Origin of the sequence: Paraburkholderia phytofirmans PsJN (assembly GCF_000020125.1) — a bacterium.
GTDB classification, from domain to species: Bacteria; Pseudomonadota; Gammaproteobacteria; order Burkholderiales; family Burkholderiaceae; genus Paraburkholderia; species Paraburkholderia phytofirmans.
In genome coordinates, this window is the sequence record NC_010681.1 from 3190171 (window position 1) to 3211705 (window position 21535).

Below are 21535 nucleotides of genomic sequence, written 5' to 3' on the forward strand. Positions count from 1 at the left end.
CGCTCAGTTGCAGCCGCAATTGGGCATGCGGCCCCGGCCGCGCGGGATGCGCGCGACGGCGATCAACCCGGCCGCGCCCACCAGCAACGCGCCCGCCGCCAGCCACAAGGCTGGCGAAAACGAGCCGGTCTGCTCGGCGATCGGCGCGGCAACCAGCGGGCCGACAATCTGGCCGACGCCGTAGGCCGCCGTCGCGTAGCCCATCAGACCGGCAGCGTCGTCGCCACGCAGACGCCGCGCCTCACGCATCGCGAACAGCGTGATCGCGGTGAACGGCAGGCCGATCAAGATGCTGCCGAACGAGAAGCCGCCTGCCGTCGGCCAGACAATGCCGAGGGCGATGCCGCACGCTTGCAGCACATAGCAGCCGGCGAGCAGCGAGCGGTTGTCCCAATGCACCGGCAAACGCGCCGCCAGCAGCGCGCCGACGATCAGCGCCGCGCCGAACATCGGCCAGAACAGGTCGGGCCATGATGAGCCGGGCAAGGCGTGACGCGCGATGACAGGCAGGAACGTCGCGGTGATGATGTAGCCGAAACCGGGGATGCCGTAGAGGAGGATGAGCCAGAGGGCGTCGGCGCGGTGGGGCGTGGGGTGGTGGGTGGCGCGGGTGGCGGGTTGGGTTGCGGTGGGTTGCGCGGCGGTGGGTTGCGCGGCGGCACCTGACGCCGCGCCAAACACCGGCCAAACCAAAATCGACAGAACCGCCGCAATCAGCCCGAACCCGAGCCATCCCGTCGTGGCCCCATACCCACCCGCCACGCTGACCAGCAGCCCCGTGCCGACGATGCCCACGCCCGGTCCCGTGTAGATCACCCCGCCCCACCCGTGCGCACCGAGTTCGGCGAGCCGCCGCAAGCCCCACTGCGACGCGAATACGAACGTCCAGGCGCTAACCGCGCCCGCGATGAACCGTACCGCCGCCCAGATCCAGAACTGGCTCGTCACGCCCATCATCAACGTCAGCAACACGGTCGCGGCAAGCCCCGCGCGCACCATGCGCGCCGGCGCGATCCGCAGCGCCGCGCACGTGAGCGCGCCGACGAAATACCCCGCGTAATTGAACGACGCCAGCCAGCCGCCATGCTGAATATCGAGCTGCGGCTGACCGAACCCGCTGCCGTGAAGCATCAGCGGCAAAAGCGGCGTGAATGCGAATCGCCCGATACCGAGCGCGACGGCCAGCGTGACCATGCAGGCGAGCGCTGCGCGGCGGGCGGCGTGGCGTTCGGCGAAGCCGCCGTGCGCGGTGGAGGCGAGGTCGTTCATGGGCAAGGGCAATAAATGCAGTCAACGGGTCAGATGGCGTACGTCCATACTAGCTTGACCTTTCAATCACGAAAAATGAATAATTCGGATATCACCCATCGCCGAGAGAGAATCATGGATCTGGCCGCTTTGACCATTTTTCGCGCCGTCGTGCGGGAAAACGGCGTGACGCGCGCTGCCGCCAAGCTCAATCGCGTGCAATCGAACGTGACCACGCGCATCAAGCAGCTCGAGGAGCAATTGGGCACCGACCTGTTCATCCGCGACGGGCGTCGTCTCGTACTGACGCCAGCAGGCGAGACGCTGCTGCCGTATGCCGAGCGCCTGCTCGCGCTCGCGGATGAAGCGCGCCACGCGGTGCGTGAGGATCGCCCAAGTGGACGGCTGCGTCTGGGCACGATGGAGAGTGTCGCCGCGACGCGACTTCCCGCACTGCTCGCGCGCTATCACCAGCAGTGGCCCGCCGTCGCGCTGGAACTCGAGATCGGCACGACTGGCAAGCTGATCGAGCGGGTGCGTGAATTCGAAGTGGATGCGGCTTTGGTGGCGACGCCGTTGGACCGCGCCACGCTCGGCGATTTATTCGAATCGGTGCCGGTGTTTCGGGAAGAACTGGTGATGCTGACGCCGCGCGGGCATCGGCCGATTCGCGACGTACGGGACATTGCGTTGTCGACGCTGATCGCGTTCGAGCGCGGCTGTGCTTACCGGTCTTATATCGAGAAGTGGTATCTGGAGCACGGCGTGAGGCCGGCGCGCGTGCTGGAACTGGGCTCGTATCACGCAATCGTGGCTTGCGTGGCCGCAGGCGCGGGGGTTGCGGTCGCGCCCCGGTCGGTGCTGAATTTGCAGACCGACGCCAGCAATATCGCGGTGCATGAATTGCCCGATATCGGCGTGATCGAGACACTGCTGGTGTGGCGACGCGGACATTTTTCGTCCGCGCTGAACGCGCTGAAGCAGGCGCTTGTGATGCGGCAGGATGCCGTGAATTCGACCGGGATTGCGACCGTTGCGGAGGGTGCAGTCTGATTTTTGGCTGCGTCGCCGGCATCCGTCAAAACGAACACTGCGAGCAAAATCAAGGCTCGGAGCGCGGCCAATCCAAAACCCGGCGCACCTGACTCTGAAAAAAAACTTAGGCCACGCTAAACGCCCGAATTTCCGGCGCCCCGCGTGGCCCACCCAATCACATCAGCAGAATTAAAGCTGGCCTTCGACCCAACCCTTGACGCCAGCCAGCGCCGCCGGAAGATTCGCCGGCTCGGTGCCACCAGCCTGAGCCATGTCCGGACGGCCGCCGCCCTTGCCGCCGACTTGCTGCGCCACGAAGTTGACCAGTTCGCCCGCCTTGACCTTCTTGCTCGCGTCCGCCGTGACGCCGGCGATCAGACTCACCTTGCCGCCTTCGACCGACGCCAGCACGATCGCCGCGCTCTTCAGCTTGTCCTTCAGCTTGTCGACGGTTTCGCGCAGCGTCTTGACGTCCGCGCCTTCGAGCGTGGCCGCCAGCACGTGTACGCCGCCTACTTCGATCGCCTGACCCGCCAGCTCGTCGCCCTGGCTCGACGCCATCTTCGATTTCAGCGCGCTCAGTTCCTTCTCCAGCGACTTCACCTGATCCTGGACCTGCGTGATCCGCTGCGTCAGTTCCGACGGTTGCGCCTTCAACACAGCCGCGGCCGCATTGATGCGCGCGTCGAGGTCTTGCACGAAGCGCACGGCATTGTCGCCCGTGATCGCTTCCACGCGACGGATGCCCGCCGCCACGCCGCCTTCCATCACGATTTTGAAGAGACCGATGTCGCCCGTGCGATGCACGTGCGTACCACCGCACAATTCACGCGAGAAGCCCAGGTCGAGCACGCGCACTTCGTCGCCGTATTTCTCGCCGAAGAGCGCCATCGCGCCGCCCTTCACCGCTTCGTCGAACGGCATGACGCGCACGATGCCCGGCGCATTCGCCAGCACTTCGGCGTTGACGATTTCCTCGACGCGGCGGATCTGCTCGTCCGTCATCGGCGCATTGTGCGCGAAGTCGAAACGGGTCTTGTCCGCGTCGACGAGCGAGCCCTTCTGCTGCACGTGCGAACCGAGCACTTCACGCAGCGCCTTGTGCATCAAGTGCGTGGCCGAGTGGTTGCGAGCCGTGCGAGCGCGACGCACCGCGTCGATCTCCGCCTTGACGACGTCGCCCACCTTTAGCGTGCCCTGTTCGAGCGTGCCGTGATGACCGACCACGTCGGCCTGCACCTTCAGCGTATCGCTTACCGCGAAGCGCACGCTCGCGTTGGCCAGCACGCCCTGGTCGCCGACCTGGCCGCCCGACTCCGCGTAGAACGGCGTGTGGTCCAGCACGACGACAGCCTGCCGGCCGTCACGCACTTCCTTCACCGAGGCGCCGTCCACATACAGCGCGATTACCTTTGCGTCGTCGAAGACGATTTCTTCGTAACCGTGGAATGTGGTCTTCGCGCCCGAATATTCGAGGCCTTGCGCCATCTTGAACTTGCCCGCCGCGCGAGCCTGTTCGCGCTGACGCGCCATGGCTTCGTCGAAGGCGGCTTCGTCGACCGTCACTTCGCGCTCGCGGCACACGTCTGCCGTCAGATCCAGCGGGAAGCCGTATGTGTCGTGCAGCTTGAATGCGAGTTCGCCGTCGAGCGTCTTGCCGCCCTTGGCTTCGAGGTCGGCCAACGCGCTCTCGAGAATCGACATGCCGTGTTCGATGGTCTCGAAGAAGCGCTCTTCTTCCTGACGCAGCACGTCGGTCACGCGTTGTTCGGCTTCCTTCAGTTCCGGGTACGCGTCGCCCATTTGCGCAACAAGGTCGGCCACCATGCGATGGAAGAACGAACCCTTCTTGCCCAGCTTGTAGCCATGGCGGATCGCGCGGCGCACGATGCGGCGCAGCACGTAGCCGCGGCCTTCGTTGCCCGGAATCACACCGTCGACAATCAGGAACGAGCACGCGCGGATGTGATCGGCGATCACCTTCAGCGAGTTGTTGGTCAGATCGCTCACGCCGGTTTCGCGGCCGGCCGCTTTGATCAGCGCCTGGAACAGGTCGATCTCGTAGTTGCTGTGCACGTGCTGCAGCACGGCGGCGATACGCTCCAGACCCATGCCGGTGTCGACGCACTGCTTGGGCAGCGGCGTCATGTTGCCTTGCGCGTCGCGGCTGAACTGCATGAACACGAGATTCCAGATCTCGATGTAGCGGTCGCCGTCTTCCTCGGGCGATCCCGGCGGGCCACCCCAAACGTCCGGACCGTGGTCGTAGAAGATTTCCGAGCACGGGCCGCACGGACCGACATCGGCCATCTGCCAGAAGTTGTCCGACGCGTAGCGCGCGCCCTTGTTGTCGCCGATGCGGATGATGCGCTCGACCGGCACGCCCACTTCTTTCGCCCAGATGTCGTGCGCTTCGTCGTCTTCGTGATAGACGGTGACCCACAGCTTGTCTTTCGGCAGCTGATACACGCCCGTGAGCAGCTCCCACGCGTAGTGGATCGCGTCGCGCTTGAAGTAGTCGCCGAACGAGAAGTTGCCCAGCATTTCGAAGAACGTGTGGTGACGCGCGGTGTAGCCGACGTTTTCCAGATCGTTATGCTTGCCGCCGGCGCGCACGCTGCGCTGCGCGGTCGTGGCTCGCGAATACGGGCGCGATTCCGCGCCGAGGAACACATCTTTGAACTGCACCATTCCCGAATTGGTAAAGAGCAGCGTCGGATCGTTGCCGGGCACAAGGCTCGACGAGCGAACGATCGTATGGCCCTTCGATTCGAAGAACTTGAGGAATTTCTCGCGGATTTCGGCGGCTTTCATAGCGGGCGGGGGACGGGTTTGCCAGTTCCCTGGCTGTTACCGGCGGCATCGTGAGATGCGCCAACTGTTTGTTTCTTAAACGACTGATTATACGGGATCGGCGCCCGTGCGCGGCGGGGCGGGCTGCATGGTTGGCCGTTCGGCCAGGTTTGAACGGGCGGCGCGGGACATAACGGCGCTTTGCGGGACCCGTCATTCGTCCTATGCCCTTCGGCCGACTGCGCCTGCGCACGGGAATCGCTTAAGATTGCCTCCATCCCGCAGCGCCTCGCGCGCCGCCTGGCTACTCGCAACTACGTGCATGGGACCCGCCTTGCATGGGACCAACTAAGCGCTAAAGCGCTAACTCTGGTCGACACAGGAGACATCGAACAATATGGGCGCTCTCAGTCATATCCGCGTGCTGGATCTCACACGCGTACTCGCCGGCCCCTGGTGCGCGCAGACTCTCGCCGATTTCGGCGCCGACGTGATCAAGATCGAACGCCCCGAGGTGGGCGACGACACCCGCCACTGGGGCCCGCCGTACCTCAAGACGCCGGAAGGCGAGGACACGCGCGAGGCCGCGTACTACCTTGCAGCGAACCGCAACAAGCGCTCGGTCACCGTGGACATCGCCTCGCCAGAAGGTCAGCGGATCATTCGCGAACTGGCCGCGCAGAGCGACGTGGTGCTGGAAAACTACAAGGTCGGTCAGTTGAAAAAGTACGGTCTCGACTACGCGTCGCTCAAGGAAGTGAAGCCCGACATCGTCTATTGCTCGGTGACCGGCTTCGGGCAAACCGGCCCGTATGCGCAGCGCGCCGGGTACGACTTCATCGTGCAAGGCATCGGCGGCTTCATGAGCATTACCGGCGAGCGTGACGGCCAGCCGGGCGGCGGCCCGCAGAAGGCCGGCGTCGCGATCGCCGACCTCATGACCGGCATGTATTCGACCATCGCCGTGCTCACCGCCCTGACCCACCGTGACCGGACGGGCGAAGGCCAGTACATCGACATGGCGCTGCTCGACGTGCAGGTCGCGATGCTTGCCAACATGAACTCGAACTACCTGGCGAGCGGCCAGCCGCCGGTGCGCTGGGGCAATGCGCATCCGAACATCGTGCCGTACCAGACCTTCCAGACGAGCGACGGCTGGATCATCGTCGCGGTCGGCAACGACGGGCAGTTCCGCAAGTTCATCGAGGCGGGCGGCCGCCCGGAATTAGCGGACGACGAACGCTTTGCCACCAACCCGGCGCGGGTGCGCAACCGCGACGTCCTCGTGCCGATTCTCGCGGAGATGGTCCGCCTGCAGGGCAAGCAGCAATGGATCGCCGCGCTCGAGGCGGCGGGTGTGCCGTGCGGACCGATCAACGATCTCGGCGAAGTCTTCGAGAACGAGCAGGTCGTGGCACGCGGGCTGCAGGTGGATCTGCCGCATCCGTCGGGCGGAACGGTCAAGCTGGTGCGCAATCCGATCAATATGACCGGCACGCCGCCTGAAGCGCTTGCCCATCCGCCCACCCTCGGGGAACACACGGAGAGCATCTTGCGCGACGTGCTGGGCTATGACGAAGCGACGATTGCCGCGTTGCGGAGCCAGTCCGTGATTTGAGTGTGCAGCCTGGCCGCCGCGAAGTCCGAAGATGCGAGGTGTGCAGAGCGGTGCCGCGCCGCGATGGACACAGCGCAGCAGCGGGCTTCCAGATCGACGGCGCGGGCGGCTAGCGCGGCCCGAACGAGTCCAGCCACTCACGCCCTTCGTCCCAATCGCCGAGCCCGCTGTCCGCGTTGATATGGCCGCGCGCGCCGAGGTCGATCCAGCGGCTGCCCCACGCGCTCGCACAGGCCTGAGAAAACGGCACGCCGCCGTAGGGATCATCGCTGCTGGCAACGACAATGGTCGGAAACGGCAATTGCTTTAGCGGCACAGGTGCGAAGCCACGCGCGTCCCGCGGAAAATGCGCCCCGCCCGGATCGGGCAGCGCGACCAGCAACGCGCCCGCCACCTTCGCAAGCTGCGCGGCGCTCGCATATTGCGCCGCCCAGAAAGCCGTCGTCAGGCAGCCGAGGCTGTGCGCGGCGAAGACCACGGGCGCATCGGCGGCGGCCACGGCGGCGTCCAGCGCGCGGCACCAGGCGTCGCGCTCAGGGTGATCCCAGTCCGGCATGCGCACCCGCACGAATGCCGGATTCAGTTCTTCCCAACGCGTCTGCCAGTGGCCGGCGCCGGAGTTCTGGTAGCCCGGCAGAACCAGCGTGGTGGACTGTTTTCGTATGCTCATCCGCGTTCCCCGTTGAAGGTTGTTAATCGCAGTTATTGTTTTTGGCTTGCGGTCTTTGCTCGCGCGGGCGCAAGCCCGCATCGCCGCGTCAATGCATCACGCGCCCCACGCCCACGCCTCGCGGATCCGCCGCAGGCACGGGCGTCGTGCCGTCGATACGGATCATCTGCACGTCGCCGTTGAACGACTGCCCTTCGAGCGTGTAGCCCTTGGCCTGCAACTGTTCGGCCAGTTCCCCCGTGATCGGACGATACGGCTCGAAATAGATCGTCTTCTGCGGCAGCAACTGGTGGTGAAAACGCATCGCGGCGAGCGCGTCGGCGGGCGACATGTTGAAGTCGTACAGGTCGGTCATCACCTGGAAGATCGACGTCAGGATACGCGAGCCGCCGGGTGTGCCGATCACGAGCGACACCTTGTTGTCCTTCAGCACAATGGTCGGCGTCATCGACGACAGCGGACGGCGTCCCGGCGCCACCGTGTTCACTTCGGCGCTGCTTGCGCCGGACGCGTTCGCGCCGGCGGGTTTGGTGACGAAGTCGTCCATGGCGTCGTTCAGCAGAAAGCCGGCGCCGTCCACCACCACGCCCGAACCGAAGTCGCCGTTCAGCGTGTAAGTGTTCGACACGGCGTTGCCCCACTTGTCGACCACGGAGAAGTGCGTGGTTTGGACCTTCTCCGGCGCCGCGTCGCCGAGGCCAGGCTTGACCGGCGTCGCGCCCGGCACTTCGTCGGGTTTGACTTCGTCGGCGCGCTGCGCGAGGTAGGCGTCGTCGATCAGTTTACCGGTCGGCACCTTGTACGCATCCGGATCGGCCAGGTATTGCTGGCGATCGGCGAACACGCGGTCCTCGATCTGCGCGATCAGATGGATGTACGGCACGGAATTCAGCTCAAGGCCATCGAACGCCTGCTTCAGGTCGGCCTTCATCTTCAGCATCTGGATCAGACCCACGCCGCCCGAACTCGGCGGCGGCGCGGTGACGACCTGATAGCCGTTCCAGTCGGCGGTAAGCGGCTGGCGCCACACGGCCTTGTATTGAATCAGATCCTGTTTCGTGACGAGACCGTGGCCGTACATCTGCTGGGCGATCAGGTCGGCGGTGCGGCCTTCATAGAATTCACGCCCGCCGTCGCTTGCAATGCGCGACAGGGTCTGCGCCAGTTCGGGCTGGCGATACGTCACGCCCGCCTTGAGATTGGAGAAGTAGGCGTCGAAGTTGGTCTTGCCAGCGAAACTCTTCGCCGCCGCGTCGTGGCGTTGCTGCAACCACGGTTCGACCTGGAAACCGTCGGTGGCGTAGCGGACCGCGGGCGCGAGCACCTGCTTCCACTTCAGTTTGCCGAAACGCTGCTGCGCTTCCCACATGCCCTCGACGGTGCCCGGCACGCCCACCGCGCGATGCCCGACGGCGCTCATACCCGGCAGCAGATTGCCCTTGTCGTCGAGATACATGTCGCGGGTCGCCTGTTGCGGCGCGCTCTCGCGATAGTCGAGAAAGTACGGCTTGCCGTCCATGAACACGGTCATGAACCCACCGCCGCCGAGGTTGCCCGCATCCGGCGCGGTCACGGCCAGGGTGAAGGCGACGGCGACGGCGGCATCCACCGCGTTGCCGCCGGCGGCGAAGATCTGCTGCGCCGCGTCAGCGCTGTAGCGGTCCGGCACGGCCACCGCCGAGGCGTCGAACACGGCCCTGGGCGGCGGCGTTTTCGCCAGCGCGACCGCGGGCGCGGCCACGCCGCCCGCAAAACCGGCGAGTACAGCCGACACCGTCAGGATCCGGGTCAGGGAGAGAAAAGTGAAAGGCGCGCGAGGCGCGCCGTGCGTCGGGACAGACATCCGAGAAACTCCGGCAACTGAGGGCGCCGTGATGCACGAACGACAGGAATCGTGCGGGGCGACAAAGGGCGGTGCGGCCTGCGTGGACGGCTGCGACGAGTGCACGCGCTGCGCGTTCTGGCGCAGGCTGCACTACCCCGAGGAAAAATCGGGCGGCGGGCATGTAACGCGAGGCGGCTCATGGGCCGCTCAATGCGCGATGCTTGCCCGCCCATGGACTGACACCGCACGAAACGCGGCGTGACTGCCTGCTCGATGCGGCACACCGAAAGCGGCCGCATACAGCCCATTGCTGTGCCAAAACACGCCAAGGACACTCGACGCGGACACCCCGCGCAGCCCTCGCGGGCGAACCCGCGCCGCTCGCATCCTAAGTCGGCCGCGCTCGCGCGAACAAAACGTTTTACCTCCTGTTACAGCACCGGCCCGCCCGTTGAATGACCGTCAAAATGGCTCAAACGTTGGCGGCACGCCGCACTCGCCTGCCGCGACGGGACGCGTCAGGTAGAATTGTCGGATAAGAGGGCGCATTGCGCGCCCCCGACAGACTCTCACCATCTCGCATGAATACCGAACGCAACGACGCGCCAGCGGCATCCAATTTCATCCGCAACATCATTGACGACGACAACCGCACCGGCAAGTGGGGTCAGCGCGTCGAAACGCGCTTTCCGCCCGAGCCGAACGGCTATCTGCATATCGGTCACGCCAAGAGCATTTGCCTGAATTTCGGCGTGGCGCGCAGCTACGGCGGCGTGTGCCATCTGCGCTTCGACGATACCAATCCGGAAAAGGAAAGCGTCGAATACGTCGACTCGATCATCGACGCCGTGCGCTGGCTCGGCTTCGAGTGGGAAAAAGACGGCAAGGCCGAGCTTTACTACGCGAGCGACTACTACGACAAGCTATACGAATTCGCCGAACTGCTGATCGAACGCGGCAAAGCCTACGTTGACAGCCAGTCGGCCGAAGAAATGCGCGCGAACCGCGGCTCGGCCACGGAAGTCGGCACGCCGTCGCGCTTCCGCGAGCGTTCGGTGCAGGAGAACCTCGACCTGTTCCGCCGCATGAAGGCCGGCGAGTTCCAGGAAGGCGAGCACGTGCTGCGCGCGAAGATCGACATGTCGTCGCCGAATTTCAACATGCGCGATCCGGTGATCTACCGTATCCGCTTCGCGCATCACTACCGTACCGGCGACAAGTGGTGCATCTACCCGATGTACGACTACACGCACTGCATCTCGGACGCGCTGGAAAACATCACGCATTCGCTGTGCACGCTGGAGTTCGAAGACCATCGTCCGCTGTACGACTGGATTCTGAACGAGCTCGCCGAGGCCGGCGTTTTTACGCGCCCGCTGCCGCAGCAAATCGAATTTTCGCGCCTGAATCTGACCTACGCGATCACCAGCAAGCGCAAGCTGCTGCAACTCGTGACCGAAGGCCATGTGGACGGCTGGGACGATCCGCGCATGCCGACCATTGTTGGCGTGCGCCGGCGCGGCTTCACGCCGGAATCGATCCAGTTGTTCTGCGAGCGCATCGGCGTGACCAAGGTCGATTCGTGGATCGACATGAGCGTGTTCGAAGGCGCGCTGCGCGACGATCTGGACGAAAAAGCGCCGCGCACCGCTGCCGTGCTCGATCCGGTCAAGCTGATCATCGACAACTTTCCGGAAGGCGTCACCGAGCCGTGCAATGCGCCGGTCCACCCGCATCATCCGGAAATGGGCGTGCGCGAGTTTCCGATTTCGCGCGAACTGTGGATCGAACGCGACGATTACAACGAAACGCCGCCGAAGGGCTACTTCCGCCTGTTCCCGGGCAACAAGGTGCGCCTGCGTTACGGCTACGTGATCGAATGCATCGGCGCGGACAAGGACGAGAAGGGCAACATCGTCGCGGTCCATTGCAACTATTTCCCGGACAGCAAATCGGGCACCGAAGGCGCGAACAACTACAAGGTCAAGGGCAACATTCACTGGGTCAGCGCAGCAGCCGCGTGCCCGGCCGAAGTGCGCATCTACGACCGCCTGTTCAAGGAACCGCAACCGGACGCCGGCGGCCGCGATTTCCTCGAAGCGCTGAATCCGGATTCGAAGCGCGTGGTCAACGCCTACCTCGAGCCGGGCGCGCGCGAAGCGCTGCCGGAACAGCGCTATCAGTTCGAGCGTCACGGCTATTTCGTCGCCGACCGCGTCGATTCGAAGCCGGGTAAGCCCGTATTCAATCGCATCGTCAGTCTGCGCGACAGTTGGGGCAAGCCGGCGTAAGCCGGGGCGCACCCCTTGTGCCGCGCATCTGGGGTTGGATTCGGCGTGCGTCTGGATCGAAAGATGCACGCCGTTTTGTTGCACCATGTTCCATCGACAGTGACGGCGCGGCATCCGCAAACGCCAGTCCGGGAGGTCCGATGAAAGTTGCAGGCCGCCGCAGGGCCAGTACCCGGCACGCGACGGGGCACACGGCATACGCCGCGCGTTTCGTCCACCGCACACGTTGCGCGCTCGTGGCGCTGACCACCTTCGGCGCGGCGTCGCTCGCCTGCTCCGCTCAGACGGACGAACTTACCGGCACGCTGAGAAAAATCCACGACGACGGCGTAGTCGTGCTCGGCGTGCGTGAAGCGTCGATTCCTTTTTCCTACTTCGACGGCAAGGGCACGGTCGGCTACTCGCAGACCATCGCGCTGCAGATCGTCGAAGAGATCAAGAAAACGCTCGGCATGCCGCAACTGAAGGTGCACGAGATCACGGTGACCTCGTCGAACCGTACGCCGATGCTGCTGAACAACCAGATCGATCTTGAATGCGGCTCGACCACCCACACGGTGGAACGCGAAAACCTGGCCGCGTTCTCGAACAGTTTTTTCCAGTATGCGGTGCGCATGATCGCGCGCAAGAACGCCGGCATCACGGATTTTCAGGATCTGGCCGGCAAAGCGGTCGTGACGACCGCGGGCACCTCGGATGAGCGTCTGCTGCGCCGCCTGAACACCGACAAGCTCCTGAACATGCGCATTACCAGCGCGCGCGACCACTCCGAGGCATTCAACACGCTCAAGGACGGACGCGCGGTGGCCTTCGTGATGGATGAGCCAATCGTGTACGGATTCAAATCGACCGATCCGCGTCCCGACGATTTCGTGGTGACCGGCACGCCGCTGGGCTACGAAGTCTACGCGTGCATGTTCCGTAAAGGCGACGAGCCGTTCCGCACGCTCGTCAATGGCGTGATCGCGCGCGGCCAGACTTCCGGCGAAGCGGAGCGTCTGTACAGGCAGTGGTTCACGCAACCCATTCCGCCGCACGGCATCAATCTGAATTTTCCGCTGTCGGAGCAGAACCGCGCCCTGTTCGCGCATCCGAACGACCGCGCGCTCGACTGAAGCGTCGCGCGGTCACGGCCTCGCCGCTACAGCGACCGATGCAGTTCCGCGAGCGACAGTGTGGTCTGAAAGAGCCGCGTGAGACTGCGGCTCGCATACTTGTCCACCTCGTCTGGCGCAGCCCAGCGGTAGGCGTCCATTTCGGGTATCAGCGTGCCGTCCGAGCGGCGCGGAAAGAGCGACGTGCAGGTGCACACGCTCAGATCGAGTTCATCGACGGTGGCACGCGCGCCGAACAGATGCAGATCCTTGTCGCGCCGATAGACGAACAGGCCGAGGTCTTTCAGACGCTCGGGCTCGATGGCGATACCGGTCTCCTCGACCATCTCGCGCAGCGCCGTGACGTGCGGCGCCTCGCCTTCTTCGCCGTGTCCTTTCGGGATGTCCCAGTGCGACGTTTCGGTGGCGTGAGCAAGCAGCACACGGCCGTCCGGGTCGAGCAAGACGATGCCGCACGAAATAATCCGAGGGCTCATCGCGGCACCATGTCAAGCAAACGCACAGATCCGCCGACACGCACGCGCACGGCTTCGGGCCGCGTCGGGGGCCAACCGGCGCGCGCCGCCATCAAGGCCTGCATGCTCAGTGTTTTTTCTGCAATTGCCAGGTGCCGCTGCCCTGCTTGCAGAACTGCGGGCGCAGGTTCATCGATTGCCCCTTGGCGCTCAGCACGACGCCGACGTCGCGGCAGGTGCGATCGCCGTCTTTGGCCGTGCTGGCCATCGTGATCGCGGCGTCGATCTTCACGCTATTGCCCGTGCCTTCGTTGACCCAGGTCGCGGTTTCGCCGTCATGCTTGTCGTTCAGCGCGGCAAAGACCGCCTTTTTGACGGAGTCGATGTCGCGTTGCTTCATGTAGCTGATCGGCGTGTCGTTCAGAAAGCCAAGATTCGCAGCGTGCGCGCCGATCGCGGCACCCAGCAACAGGCTACCGGCGGTCAGTTGAGACAGGACACGGGTTCGCATCGACATGAAGGGTTCTCCTCGAAAGTGTTCGGCGGTCTTGAGCGCGCATGGCGTCTCGTGATCTGGACCCCAAAAGCATAGCATGTCGCCCTCGAAGGACCCGCGAGAAACGGCCGCGCGCCAAAGCGAACGCTAGCCCTGCACACGACGCGCCTCATTCCCGGCATCGCGCGCCAGTGCGCATAGTGAGCGCCTTTAATTTTAGGACAGCTCCCATTCCTGGCACCAGGACGTCTTCTTAACATTGATCGGTTGCGCCCCCGCGCCAATCAGAATCTCAAGACGCCCCGCCATGTACACCCTCTCCGCCCTCGAAGTCATTGCCATCGCGCTTGCGCTGCTGTGCGTCGCGCTCGTGCCGGTTGCCATCGGCCGCGATCCCGGACTCGCGCGGCGCGTCGTGCGGATGGACGCGTTGCCCCGCGCTCGCTGGCCCAATCTGCTGACGCGCGTCGGCGTCGCCTGCCTGTTGCTGTCCTTCGCGCTGCTGCTCGCCGCTTGCTATTACATGTTGGCGAGCGCCGGCCACTAATCTTTGCCCGAGCGATCGACTACTCCAGCGGCAATCGCATCGCTCACGTCACTTTGCGGCCACCGAATCGGCCGCCCCGCTTCCCGCCTTGTATCCGTCCGTCAGCGTATTCAAAAACGCGACCACGTCCTTGATTTCAGCCTCGTCGAGCGCCGGCTTGTCGCCCGGCTTGCGGTCGAACGGCGGATCGGTATTCAGATTGGCCCAGTACTGCTGAGGCAGATCGTCGAACTTCCGCACTTTGCCTTTCGCCACCGGATAGAACTTCTCCGGGTTCGTGTCGCGCTCGGCATAGAAGCGCACCACCTGATCGAGCGAATGGTAGACGCCGTTGTGGAAGAAGCTTTTCTTTAGCGCCACATTGCGTAGCGTCGGCGTGCGGAAGATCCCGCAAAATTCGGCGCGTCCCTTCAGATCGGTGCGCTCCGGGCCACAGGCGCCGAGATCGTAGAAATGCGGATCGCGATTCACGGACAGCGAGCGATTGCGCGGCACGCCGATCGCGATCAGACCGAAATCGCTGAACTGCGGTGGCGCGCCGTCCATGCTGCGCTGGCTGATGTGACAGCTCGCGCAATTGCCTTTTTTCTCATCGTTGAAGAGTTGCAGGCCGCGCAGTTCAGCTTGCGTCAACTGCGCCTTGCCCGCCAGATAGGCGTCGTATTTGCTGGTGTACGGATAGAAAGTTTCCGGCGTCTGCTCGAAGGTTTCGAGCGCTTGCAGCACCGCTTTGAAGGTGGCGTCGTCGCTGTCGAAAATGTGTGCGCCGAAGGCCGCGCGGAAAGCGTCGGCGTACGGCGCGGCCTTGACCGCCGCAGTGACCTTGGCCGGCGTGCTGCCCATTTCGAACGACGACAGCAGCGGAATGCGCGCCTGGTCGCCGCCCCGGTCGACGCGGCCATCCCAGGTCAGGCCGCCGGTGGGTCCGGCATCCACGCTTTCGTCGCCTTCGTCGTCCGACTCGTGATAGTGCTCGGCGAACGCCGGCACCGATTGCAGATACTTCAGCGTCGGCGCGGCGCGCATGCCGGTGCGGTGCATGTCGTTGCCGCCCAGTTGCACCGACAACGCATTGGCCGGCGAGAACCCATGCTCCGGACTGTGACACGACGCGCAAGCAAGCTTGCCCGAACCTGAGAGCGATGCGTCGAAAAATAGTTGTTTGCCGAGCGCCGTCATCTGCCGCACGGATTCGTAGACCTGCGCGCGAGACTGGCCTGCTTCATGAGCGGCAACTTGCACAACCGGCGCCGCCAATGGCACGGACGAAGGCGATACGCCCGCGCCCGTGCTCGCGACGGCGCCCGTGCCCGGCGCGCCCGCATCGCACGCGGCAAGCGTCAAGGTCATGGCCGTCAACGCGAACGCCGTCGCTTGCCGCAGGCGCTTCGTCCCGAGCCCGGCGTCATGATTTGCGCCGACCCGAGCCATTATTTTCCGAATCCCCGTCAGACCTGGCCGCATATGAAAGATGTGTGTTGGCGATTAGTGAAGTCCGCGAGCGTATTTCATCTGCATGTCGTTTAAATGACATGCAGCCGACGTTATTTTTCAATCAGAAGCAATTCGTAATTAATTACATCTTTCTGTCAAATTGCCTTGCCAAACTTTCGCCCGCGGCCATCCGTGTAAGGAGTTCGGATGGCCCGTCCCCAACGCGAGAGAGAGAAACCACATCAAATGAACAAGAAACTGATCTGCGCGACGCCCATCGCGATCGCAGCAGCGTTGAGCCTGTATGCGTGCGGCGGTGACAAGGTCAACGAACCGGACATCACGTCGATCAAGAACGTCGTGGTGATCTACGCGGAAAACCGCAGCTTCGACAATCTGTACGGCAACTTTCCGGGCGCCAACGGTCTACAGAACGTGACGGCGGCGAGCGCCACGCAGGTGGATCGCAACGGCACCGTGCTCGCGACGCTGCCGCAGGTGTGGAACGGTCTGACGCAAATCGGCGTGACGCCGGTGGTCACGCAGGCCATGACGGCGAATCTGCCGAACAGCCCGTTCGCCATCGACGACCCGAAGGGTTTCAACACGCCGATCACGGCAACGACGCGCGACCTGTACCACCGCTTCTACGAAAACCAGATGCAGATCAACGGCGGCAAGAACGACAAGTTCGCCGCGTGGGCGGATTCGGGCGGCCTCGTGATGGGCCACTACACGCTCAACGCCGACAAACTGCCGCTGTGGAAGATCGCCCAGCAATACACGCTCGCCGACAACTTCTTCATGGGCGCGTTCGGCGGCTCGTTCCTGAACCACCAGTGGCTGATCTGCGCGTGCACGCCGACTTATCCGAACGCGGACAAGAGCGTAGCGGCCGGCTCGATCTCGTCGGTGGAAAGCGACGGTGTCACGCTCAAGGTCGCGTCCAACTCGCCGGCTTCGGCACTGAGCGGCCCGCCCAAATACGTGAATTCGGGCAACCTCACGCCTGACTTCTACGCGATCAACACGATGCAGCCGCCGTATCAGCCGAGCGGCAACAAGCCGGCGAGCGGCGGCGACGCGAACTTCGCCGATCCGACCCAGGCCACCACCCTGCCGGCGCAGTCGCAGCAGCACATCGGCGATCTGCTGAACAACGCGAAGGTGTCGTGGGCATGGTACAGCGGCGCGTGGGGCGCGGCGGTGTCGGCAGCGCAGAACGGCACGTCGAACGTGATTTACGGCGCGAATCTGACGGCGCCGAATTTCCAGCCGCATCATCAGCCGTTCAACTATTTCGCCGACCTCGCACCGGGCACCGCGAACCGGTCGCAGCATCTGCTCGACGGCGGTCTGGCCGGCTCGGAGTTCATTAAGGCGATCGATAGCGGCACGCTGCCGCAAGTGTCGTTCTACAAGCCACAGGGCAACCTGAACGAACACCCGGGCTACACCGACGTGGCGTCGGGCGACCAGCACATCGCGGACGTCATCTCGCATCTGCAGAAGAGCCCGCAGTGGAACAACATGGTGGTGGTCGTGACGTACGACGAAAACGGCGGCTTCTGGGATCACGTCTCGCCGCCGAAGGCCGACCGCTGGGGTCCGGGCACGCGTATTCCCGCGCTGATCATTTCGCCGTACGCGAAGAAGGGTTACGTCGATCACACGCAGTACGACACCACGTCGATCCTGCGCTTCATCACGCACCGCTTCTCGCTGCCGACACTGCCGGGTATCGCGGCGCGCGACGCGGCGCTGGTCAGCAACGGCAGCAAGCCGATGGGCGACCTCACGGCTGCGTTGAACATCAAGCAGTGAGCGAAAGGCGCAATTCGTTCAAGATCGGACGGAAGAGGTTAAGCGTTAAGCAACAGTCCGCCTGAGGGCGAGACTTTGACAGGGCAGCTTCGGCTGCCCTTTTATATGGCCGCCTCGTGACCGCCGGGTCCGACGCGTTTTCATGAGCGGCGTATGCTTCGAACCAGAACGCGCTCGTCTCGTCGAACGCGGCTCGATATTTTCCGCGACCCGTTGCAGACTTGCCTACATTCAGGAGTTCGACAGCATGACTGAAAAAACCATCAAGGTGCCCGGCCCCGACCATCCGATCACGGTCGAACCGTCCAACGCGCGCGTCGTCGTGAGCGTCGGCGGCAAGGTGATCGCGGATACCCTCAAGGCACTCGTTCTGCGCGAAGCGTCGTATCCGCCGGTGTATTACATTCCGCGCAACGATGTCGAAATGACGCTGCTGGAGCGCACCGATCACGCGACCTACTGTCCGTACAAGGGCGATTGCGCCTACTACAGCATTCCGTCGGGCGGCGAAAAGACAGTCAACGCAGTGTGGACTTATGAGTCGCCGTATGCGGCCGTGAAGGAGATCGCGCAACATCTGGCGTTCTATCCGAACCGCGTCGACTCGATCGATGTGAAACCGGCGCAGTGACAGTTGCGCGTGGCGCGGCGCGGTGTTCGGCGCTTCGCGCGCTGCCGCCGTGGCTGCCGACGGGCTCCTTAAAGGTGCAACGACCACGCCGATGGATTCACTCCTCGGTGGCCCACAACATCCAGCGTCATTCTCACTTGCTGGAGCTGCCACGGGAAACGGACTACCGCCTGTCCCACGTCATTAAGTCAGCTCTCGTCCCGGGTTTCGATCAGTACCGCACAGGGCGACCGGTCGATGACTTCTCCGCTGGTCGAAGGGTTGGCCCAGCGGCGCAGCCGTGACAGATGGTGATGTCCCATCACGATGACCTCCGCGGCCAGCAGTCGGGCTTGTTCGATGACGACGTCGGCCGGACTATTTCCCGTGCACAGGTGCTGTTCCACCGTGAAATTCCGGTCGGCAAGCTGTGCGCCTGCGGCAGTCAAGGCGGATTGCGCGAAAGATGTCTGCGCATATGCGGACGGATAGTTCTGGCCATCGGGCGCGATATCGCTTTCGCTACCGGGAGGCAACAAATAGGACGGGTCGACCACGCACAGAAGGTGCACAGTTGCGGTACCCGGCGCCGCGACGCGGCTGACGAGGTCGACGACGTGGATACTCTGGGGCGAGCCGTCCAGCGGAACGAGGAGGATATTGAACATGGCTGGCGAAAAAGTCTGAAATCGGGATGCGACACGTGTCGCCTTCCGCCGCGCGTATAGCCTAATAACAGTAGGCGAAAAGCCTCAAACTTTAAATTGATAAGACACAAAGTTGGCAGTTCGACAGGGCGCGCACTGCCCCGCGAACAGATTTGATCTGATTGGTACGGCAGGAGGGACTCGAACCCCCCACCCTCGGCTTAGAAGGCCGATGCTCTATCCAGCTGAGCTACTGCCGTATTGAAGTGGGACGATGCAACCCTGCACAACGTGCATCGCCCGCAATGAGAACCTGCTTTCTGGCATTGGAACCTGTGCCTCTGGAAGCCACAGGTTCGCGGGATACCGAAATTCTAACTGACCGTGCCGTAGACGGGGAATCTGCCCGGGCGCCCGGCAAACAATCCGCGCGTCACACCGGCTGTTGCACGTCACGAAACAAACGGGCCCGGCAAGTTGAGCCGGGCCCGGATTATAACCGATCGTCCCCTGCCCGCCGGCGCACGCTAACGGACAGGGTGAACGCCATCAAGCCGGTTGCGGATGCAGCATGAACCAGCCGAGGAACACGATGCCGGCGATCACGCAATACACGCCGAACGACGCCAGACGTCCGCGGCCCTCGAAATAGCGCATCAGGAAACGCACGCTGAGATACGCGGCGATCGCGGTGAGCACGCCACCGAGCAACGCATCGGCGAGTTGGCCCGGCGCGTGGAACAGTTTGGGCAACTCGAGCACGCCGGCCGCGAAGATAATCGGCGTGCCGAGCAGGAACGAGAATTCCGCCGACTTCTCCGCCGTCAGACCGGCGGCATTGCCGGCGATCATCGTCAGACCACTGCGGGAGAAACCCGGAATCAACGCGCCGATCTGCGCGAGACCGACAAAAAACGCCTGACCGAAACTCAGCTTCTCCGGTGCCTGATGCGCGCGCGAACGCTGCAGACGATCGCCGAACCACAGCAGCACGCCGTTCACGATCAACGCGATCGCCACGATCCGCAAGTCGTGAAAAAGCCGCTCAAGCCGTTTTTCCAGCAGCAGTCCAACCAGACCGGCCGGAATCGTGCCGATGATGAGCGCCCACATCATGTGCGCGTCGTCGTTGCGGCGGCCGCCAAACGATGCGAAGAAGCCGCGCACCAGCGCGCACCAGCGTTTGCGGAAGTACCACAGCAGCGCGAGCGCCGTACCGAGATGCAAAGCGACGAGGAACGGCAGCAATTGCGGCGCGTGTTTGTCGATGTGCATGCCGAACAGTGCGGGTACCAGCAACGTATGGCCGAGGCTGCTCACCGGAAACAGCTCGGTGACGCCTTGCAGCACGCTCAGGAAGATGAGAAACGACAGGTTCACGCGGGGCGTCCTTGTAAGGAAAATGTCGGGGAAAGGCGCGCCGGATAAGGAATCCACGGGCGCCTCAAAAGCGCACCGATTATGCCTGGCTGCAATGTCAGCGCCAAGCGTTTGAACCGCATTCGGGGAAATATTGTGCGTCGCGTCACAACTCGAAACCGTTGTTACGGCGCAGAAAAAGAAACGGGCCGCCGTGAATGGCCGCCCTTATGGGATCAGCAGAATGACGTGAAGCGATGCAGGACGCCCGGATCAGCGTTCGAGCTTGTAAAAGAAGTAGACCGTGCTTGCCGCGAACATGCCGAACAAAGTGACAGCCATTGCCATTGCGAGATCCATGCAGCCTCCTGAGGCAGTCTCGCCCGGTCGTCGAAGTTACCGGGCAGTCGGACGAATTATCAGCAAGAATGGCCTTGCGGCGACACCCGCAATTTCCCCAGAAGGGTTTCCCCGTAGCGGAAAGCAGCGCAAAATCATTCTCTCGCGCGGCGCCGCGCGGCAAATTCCGACGCTCGTACGCTTGGATGGCGCCGCCTGCGGGCGCCCTTGGGTCTGCCTTCAACCTCTTACTCACCAATCCATCGACCATGCCCCTCTCCCCGCAACAGGACATTCTCGAGATCGCTCAGGACGCCTCCGTGCTCCGCTTCGCGCCGCAAGCCGGCGGCCGCCTGATGTCGTGGACGATCGACGGCGAAGAAGTCATCCATTGGCCGGAGCATGCCGACTGGAGCCAGCCCGCGCGGATTCGCGGCGGCAATCCGTTGCTGTTTCCGTTTCTAGGCCGGCATCGTGTCGACGGCAAGATCGGTTACTGGCGCGATGCTCATGGCACGGTGCGCGAACTGCCGATGCACGGCTTCGCCCGCGACCTGCCGTTCGAAGCCCACGCCGACGTGCACGGCGCCGGCTTGCGCATGATCCTGACCGACAGCGAGGCAACCCGTGGCGGTTATCCATTCGGCTTCCGTTTCGAGGCCGCCTACGACCTCGTGGATGCGCACACGCTCGACGTCACGTTCACCACCACCAACACCGGCCACACGCGTCTGCCCTACTACGCCGGCCATCATTTCTACTTCACGCTGCCGCACACGCAGCGTGGCGAGACCTCGCTGGAACTGCCACGCACACAGCGCTGCTATCAGCAGGAGGACGGTTCGATCAGCGCCGCCGAGCCGGGCGAAGCGCGCTATACGCTCGACGAGGCGCGCATCCATGACCGCTTCCATTGCCTCGTCGGCACGCCGGATCAACCGGTGCGGCTCGTGGCGCCGGGTCTCGACCGGCTTATTACTATCGACCTGCAACGGCCGGGCTCGGTGCCCTGGTACGCGGTGACGACGTGGACCGAAGCCGCGGAGTCGGACTTCTACTGTGTCGAACCCTGGCTCGGATTGCCCGACGCGATTCACAACGGCAGGGGTTTGCGTTGGCTCGAAGCCGGGCAGACCGAGGTCGCCGCGCTGCGCATTAGCGTGGCCAGGTTGGGTTGATTGCTGGGAGTCCAGACAGGGCGGCGCGGTTGGCTATCGGGCGAATTTCGC

17 protein-coding genes and 1 tRNA gene are annotated in these 21535 nt (G+C 63.7%); 8 read left to right on the forward strand and 10 right to left on the reverse strand.

All coding sequences use genetic code 11. The features are described from left to right. Positions 1-3: 3 nt before the first annotated feature. Complete coding sequence (locus BPHYT_RS13970) at positions 4-1269, reverse strand: YbfB/YjiJ family MFS transporter (RefSeq protein ID WP_012433804.1); 1266 nt, start codon at positions 1267-1269, stop codon at positions 4-6. Between the two features lie 114 nt (positions 1270-1383). On the opposite strand from BPHYT_RS13970, the gene BPHYT_RS13975 reads away from it, so the two are divergent. After that, complete coding sequence (locus BPHYT_RS13975; RefSeq protein WP_012433805.1) at positions 1384-2301, forward strand: LysR family transcriptional regulator; 918 nt, start codon at positions 1384-1386, stop codon at positions 2299-2301. A gap of 171 nt (positions 2302-2472) precedes the next feature. Here BPHYT_RS13975 and alaS read toward each other — a convergent pair whose 3' ends face one another. After that, positions 2473-5097, reverse strand: a complete 2625-nt coding sequence (gene alaS / locus BPHYT_RS13980; RefSeq protein ID WP_012433806.1) for an alanine--tRNA ligase — start codon at positions 5095-5097, stop codon at positions 2473-2475. 376 nt (positions 5098-5473) lie between these two features. On the opposite strand from alaS, the gene BPHYT_RS13985 reads away from it, so the two are divergent. Continuing rightward, positions 5474-6694, forward strand: a complete 1221-nt coding sequence (locus tag BPHYT_RS13985; RefSeq protein ID WP_012433807.1) for a CaiB/BaiF CoA transferase family protein — start codon at positions 5474-5476, stop codon at positions 6692-6694. 109 nt (positions 6695-6803) lie between these two features. Here BPHYT_RS13985 and BPHYT_RS13990 read toward each other — a convergent pair whose 3' ends face one another. Then, a complete protein-coding gene (locus tag BPHYT_RS13990) occupies positions 6804-7364 on the reverse strand; it encodes an RBBP9/YdeN family alpha/beta hydrolase (RefSeq protein ID WP_012433808.1) in 561 nt (186 codons plus the stop codon). An 88-nt stretch (positions 7365-7452) separates the two neighbouring features. Beyond that, positions 7453-9207 (reverse strand): gamma-glutamyltransferase, encoded by a 1755-nt coding sequence (gene ggt / locus BPHYT_RS13995; protein WP_012433809.1) that lies wholly within the window; start codon positions 9205-9207, stop codon positions 7453-7455. Positions 9208-9770: 563 nt separating this feature from the next. Between ggt and BPHYT_RS14000 the strand changes: the two genes are divergently transcribed. Both BPHYT_RS14000 and BPHYT_RS14005 read left to right on the forward strand, forming a co-directional pair. Beyond that, positions 9771-11480: a glutamine--tRNA ligase/YqeY domain fusion protein gene (locus BPHYT_RS14000; protein WP_012433810.1), complete on the forward strand. Its 1710-nt coding sequence runs from the start codon at positions 9771-9773 to the stop codon at positions 11478-11480. A gap of 140 nt (positions 11481-11620) precedes the next feature. Beyond that, positions 11621-12595 (forward strand): transporter substrate-binding domain-containing protein, encoded by a 975-nt coding sequence (locus tag BPHYT_RS14005; protein ID WP_012433811.1) that lies wholly within the window; start codon positions 11621-11623, stop codon positions 12593-12595. 26 nt (positions 12596-12621) lie between these two features. Here the strand turns inward: BPHYT_RS14005 and BPHYT_RS14010 are convergent, their stop codons facing one another. Both BPHYT_RS14010 and BPHYT_RS14015 read right to left on the reverse strand, forming a co-directional pair. Then, on the reverse strand, positions 12622-13071 hold the full coding sequence (locus BPHYT_RS14010) for an NUDIX hydrolase (RefSeq protein WP_012433812.1): 450 nt from the start codon (positions 13069-13071) through the stop codon (positions 12622-12624). A gap of 106 nt (positions 13072-13177) precedes the next feature. Beyond that, positions 13178-13567 (reverse strand): RT0821/Lpp0805 family surface protein, encoded by a 390-nt coding sequence (locus BPHYT_RS14015; protein ID WP_012433813.1) that lies wholly within the window; start codon positions 13565-13567, stop codon positions 13178-13180. Positions 13568-13853: 286 nt separating this feature from the next. On the opposite strand from BPHYT_RS14015, the gene BPHYT_RS14020 reads away from it, so the two are divergent. Beyond that, entirely contained in the window at positions 13854-14093 is a 240-nt protein-coding gene (locus BPHYT_RS14020; RefSeq protein ID WP_012433814.1) for a hypothetical protein, read from the forward strand. Positions 14094-14141: 48 nt separating this feature from the next. Here the strand turns inward: BPHYT_RS14020 and BPHYT_RS14025 are convergent, their stop codons facing one another. Next, entirely contained in the window at positions 14142-15524 is a 1383-nt protein-coding gene (locus BPHYT_RS14025; RefSeq protein WP_012433815.1) for a cytochrome-c peroxidase, read from the reverse strand. 249 nt (positions 15525-15773) lie between these two features. Between BPHYT_RS14025 and BPHYT_RS14030 the strand changes: the two genes are divergently transcribed. Together BPHYT_RS14030 and BPHYT_RS14035 are read left to right on the forward strand one after the other, a co-directional pair. After that, the gene (locus BPHYT_RS14030) at positions 15774-17351 is read left to right on the forward strand and encodes an acid phosphatase (RefSeq protein WP_041758517.1); all 1578 of its coding nucleotides are present in this window, start codon (positions 15774-15776) and stop codon (positions 17349-17351) included. A 247-nt stretch (positions 17352-17598) separates the two neighbouring features. Further along, positions 17599-17982, forward strand: a complete 384-nt coding sequence (locus BPHYT_RS14035) for a DUF427 domain-containing protein (protein ID WP_012433817.1) — start codon at positions 17599-17601, stop codon at positions 17980-17982. A gap of 188 nt (positions 17983-18170) precedes the next feature. Here the strand turns inward: BPHYT_RS14035 and BPHYT_RS14040 are convergent, their stop codons facing one another. From BPHYT_RS14040 to BPHYT_RS14050, 3 genes are all read right to left on the reverse strand, one after another. Then, positions 18171-18629 (reverse strand): universal stress protein, encoded by a 459-nt coding sequence (locus BPHYT_RS14040; protein WP_012433818.1) that lies wholly within the window; start codon positions 18627-18629, stop codon positions 18171-18173. A gap of 162 nt (positions 18630-18791) precedes the next feature. After that, positions 18792-18868: transfer RNA gene (locus BPHYT_RS14045), tRNA-Arg, on the reverse strand. 289 nt (positions 18869-19157) lie between these two features. Further along, entirely contained in the window at positions 19158-19988 is an 831-nt protein-coding gene (locus BPHYT_RS14050) for an undecaprenyl-diphosphate phosphatase (RefSeq protein ID WP_012433819.1), read from the reverse strand. Positions 19989-20575: 587 nt separating this feature from the next. Here BPHYT_RS14050 and BPHYT_RS14055 point away from each other — a divergent pair. Next, positions 20576-21484, forward strand: coding sequence for an aldose epimerase family protein (locus BPHYT_RS14055; protein WP_041758519.1), 909 nt, complete (start codon positions 20576-20578; stop codon positions 21482-21484). Positions 21485-21535 lie beyond the last annotated feature (51 nt).

What these genes read in the sequence shown, in the direction of transcription:
- BPHYT_RS14025 (WP_012433815.1), bottom strand. Translation starts at nt 15,524, where the DNA reads ATGGCTCGGGTCGGCGCAAATCATGACGCCGGGCTCGGGACGAAGCGC.
- BPHYT_RS14030 (WP_041758517.1), top strand. Translation starts at nt 15,774, where the DNA reads ATGAACAAGAAACTGATCTGCGCGACGCCCATCGCGATCGCAGCAGCG.
- BPHYT_RS13985 (WP_012433807.1), top strand. Translation starts at nt 5,474, where the DNA reads ATGGGCGCTCTCAGTCATATCCGCGTGCTGGATCTCACACGCGTACTC.
- BPHYT_RS13970 (WP_012433804.1), bottom strand. Translation starts at nt 1,269, where the DNA reads ATGAACGACCTCGCCTCCACCGCGCACGGCGGCTTCGCCGAACGCCAC.
- BPHYT_RS14055 (WP_041758519.1), top strand. Translation starts at nt 20,576, where the DNA reads ATGCCCCTCTCCCCGCAACAGGACATTCTCGAGATCGCTCAGGACGCC.
- BPHYT_RS13990 (WP_012433808.1), bottom strand. Translation starts at nt 7,364, where the DNA reads ATGAGCATACGAAAACAGTCCACCACGCTGGTTCTGCCGGGCTACCAG.
- ggt (WP_012433809.1), bottom strand. Translation starts at nt 9,207, where the DNA reads ATGTCTGTCCCGACGCACGGCGCGCCTCGCGCGCCTTTCACTTTTCTC.
- BPHYT_RS13975 (WP_012433805.1), top strand. Translation starts at nt 1,384, where the DNA reads ATGGATCTGGCCGCTTTGACCATTTTTCGCGCCGTCGTGCGGGAAAAC.
- BPHYT_RS14005 (WP_012433811.1), top strand. Translation starts at nt 11,621, where the DNA reads ATGAAAGTTGCAGGCCGCCGCAGGGCCAGTACCCGGCACGCGACGGGG.
- BPHYT_RS14020 (WP_012433814.1), top strand. Translation starts at nt 13,854, where the DNA reads ATGTACACCCTCTCCGCCCTCGAAGTCATTGCCATCGCGCTTGCGCTG.
- BPHYT_RS14015 (WP_012433813.1), bottom strand. Translation starts at nt 13,567, where the DNA reads ATGTCGATGCGAACCCGTGTCCTGTCTCAACTGACCGCCGGTAGCCTG.
- BPHYT_RS14010 (WP_012433812.1), bottom strand. Translation starts at nt 13,071, where the DNA reads ATGAGCCCTCGGATTATTTCGTGCGGCATCGTCTTGCTCGACCCGGAC.
- alaS (WP_012433806.1), bottom strand. Translation starts at nt 5,097, where the DNA reads ATGAAAGCCGCCGAAATCCGCGAGAAATTCCTCAAGTTCTTCGAATCG.
- BPHYT_RS14040 (WP_012433818.1), bottom strand. Translation starts at nt 18,629, where the DNA reads ATGTTCAATATCCTCCTCGTTCCGCTGGACGGCTCGCCCCAGAGTATC.
- BPHYT_RS14035 (WP_012433817.1), top strand. Translation starts at nt 17,599, where the DNA reads ATGACTGAAAAAACCATCAAGGTGCCCGGCCCCGACCATCCGATCACG.
- BPHYT_RS14000 (WP_012433810.1), top strand. Translation starts at nt 9,771, where the DNA reads ATGAATACCGAACGCAACGACGCGCCAGCGGCATCCAATTTCATCCGC.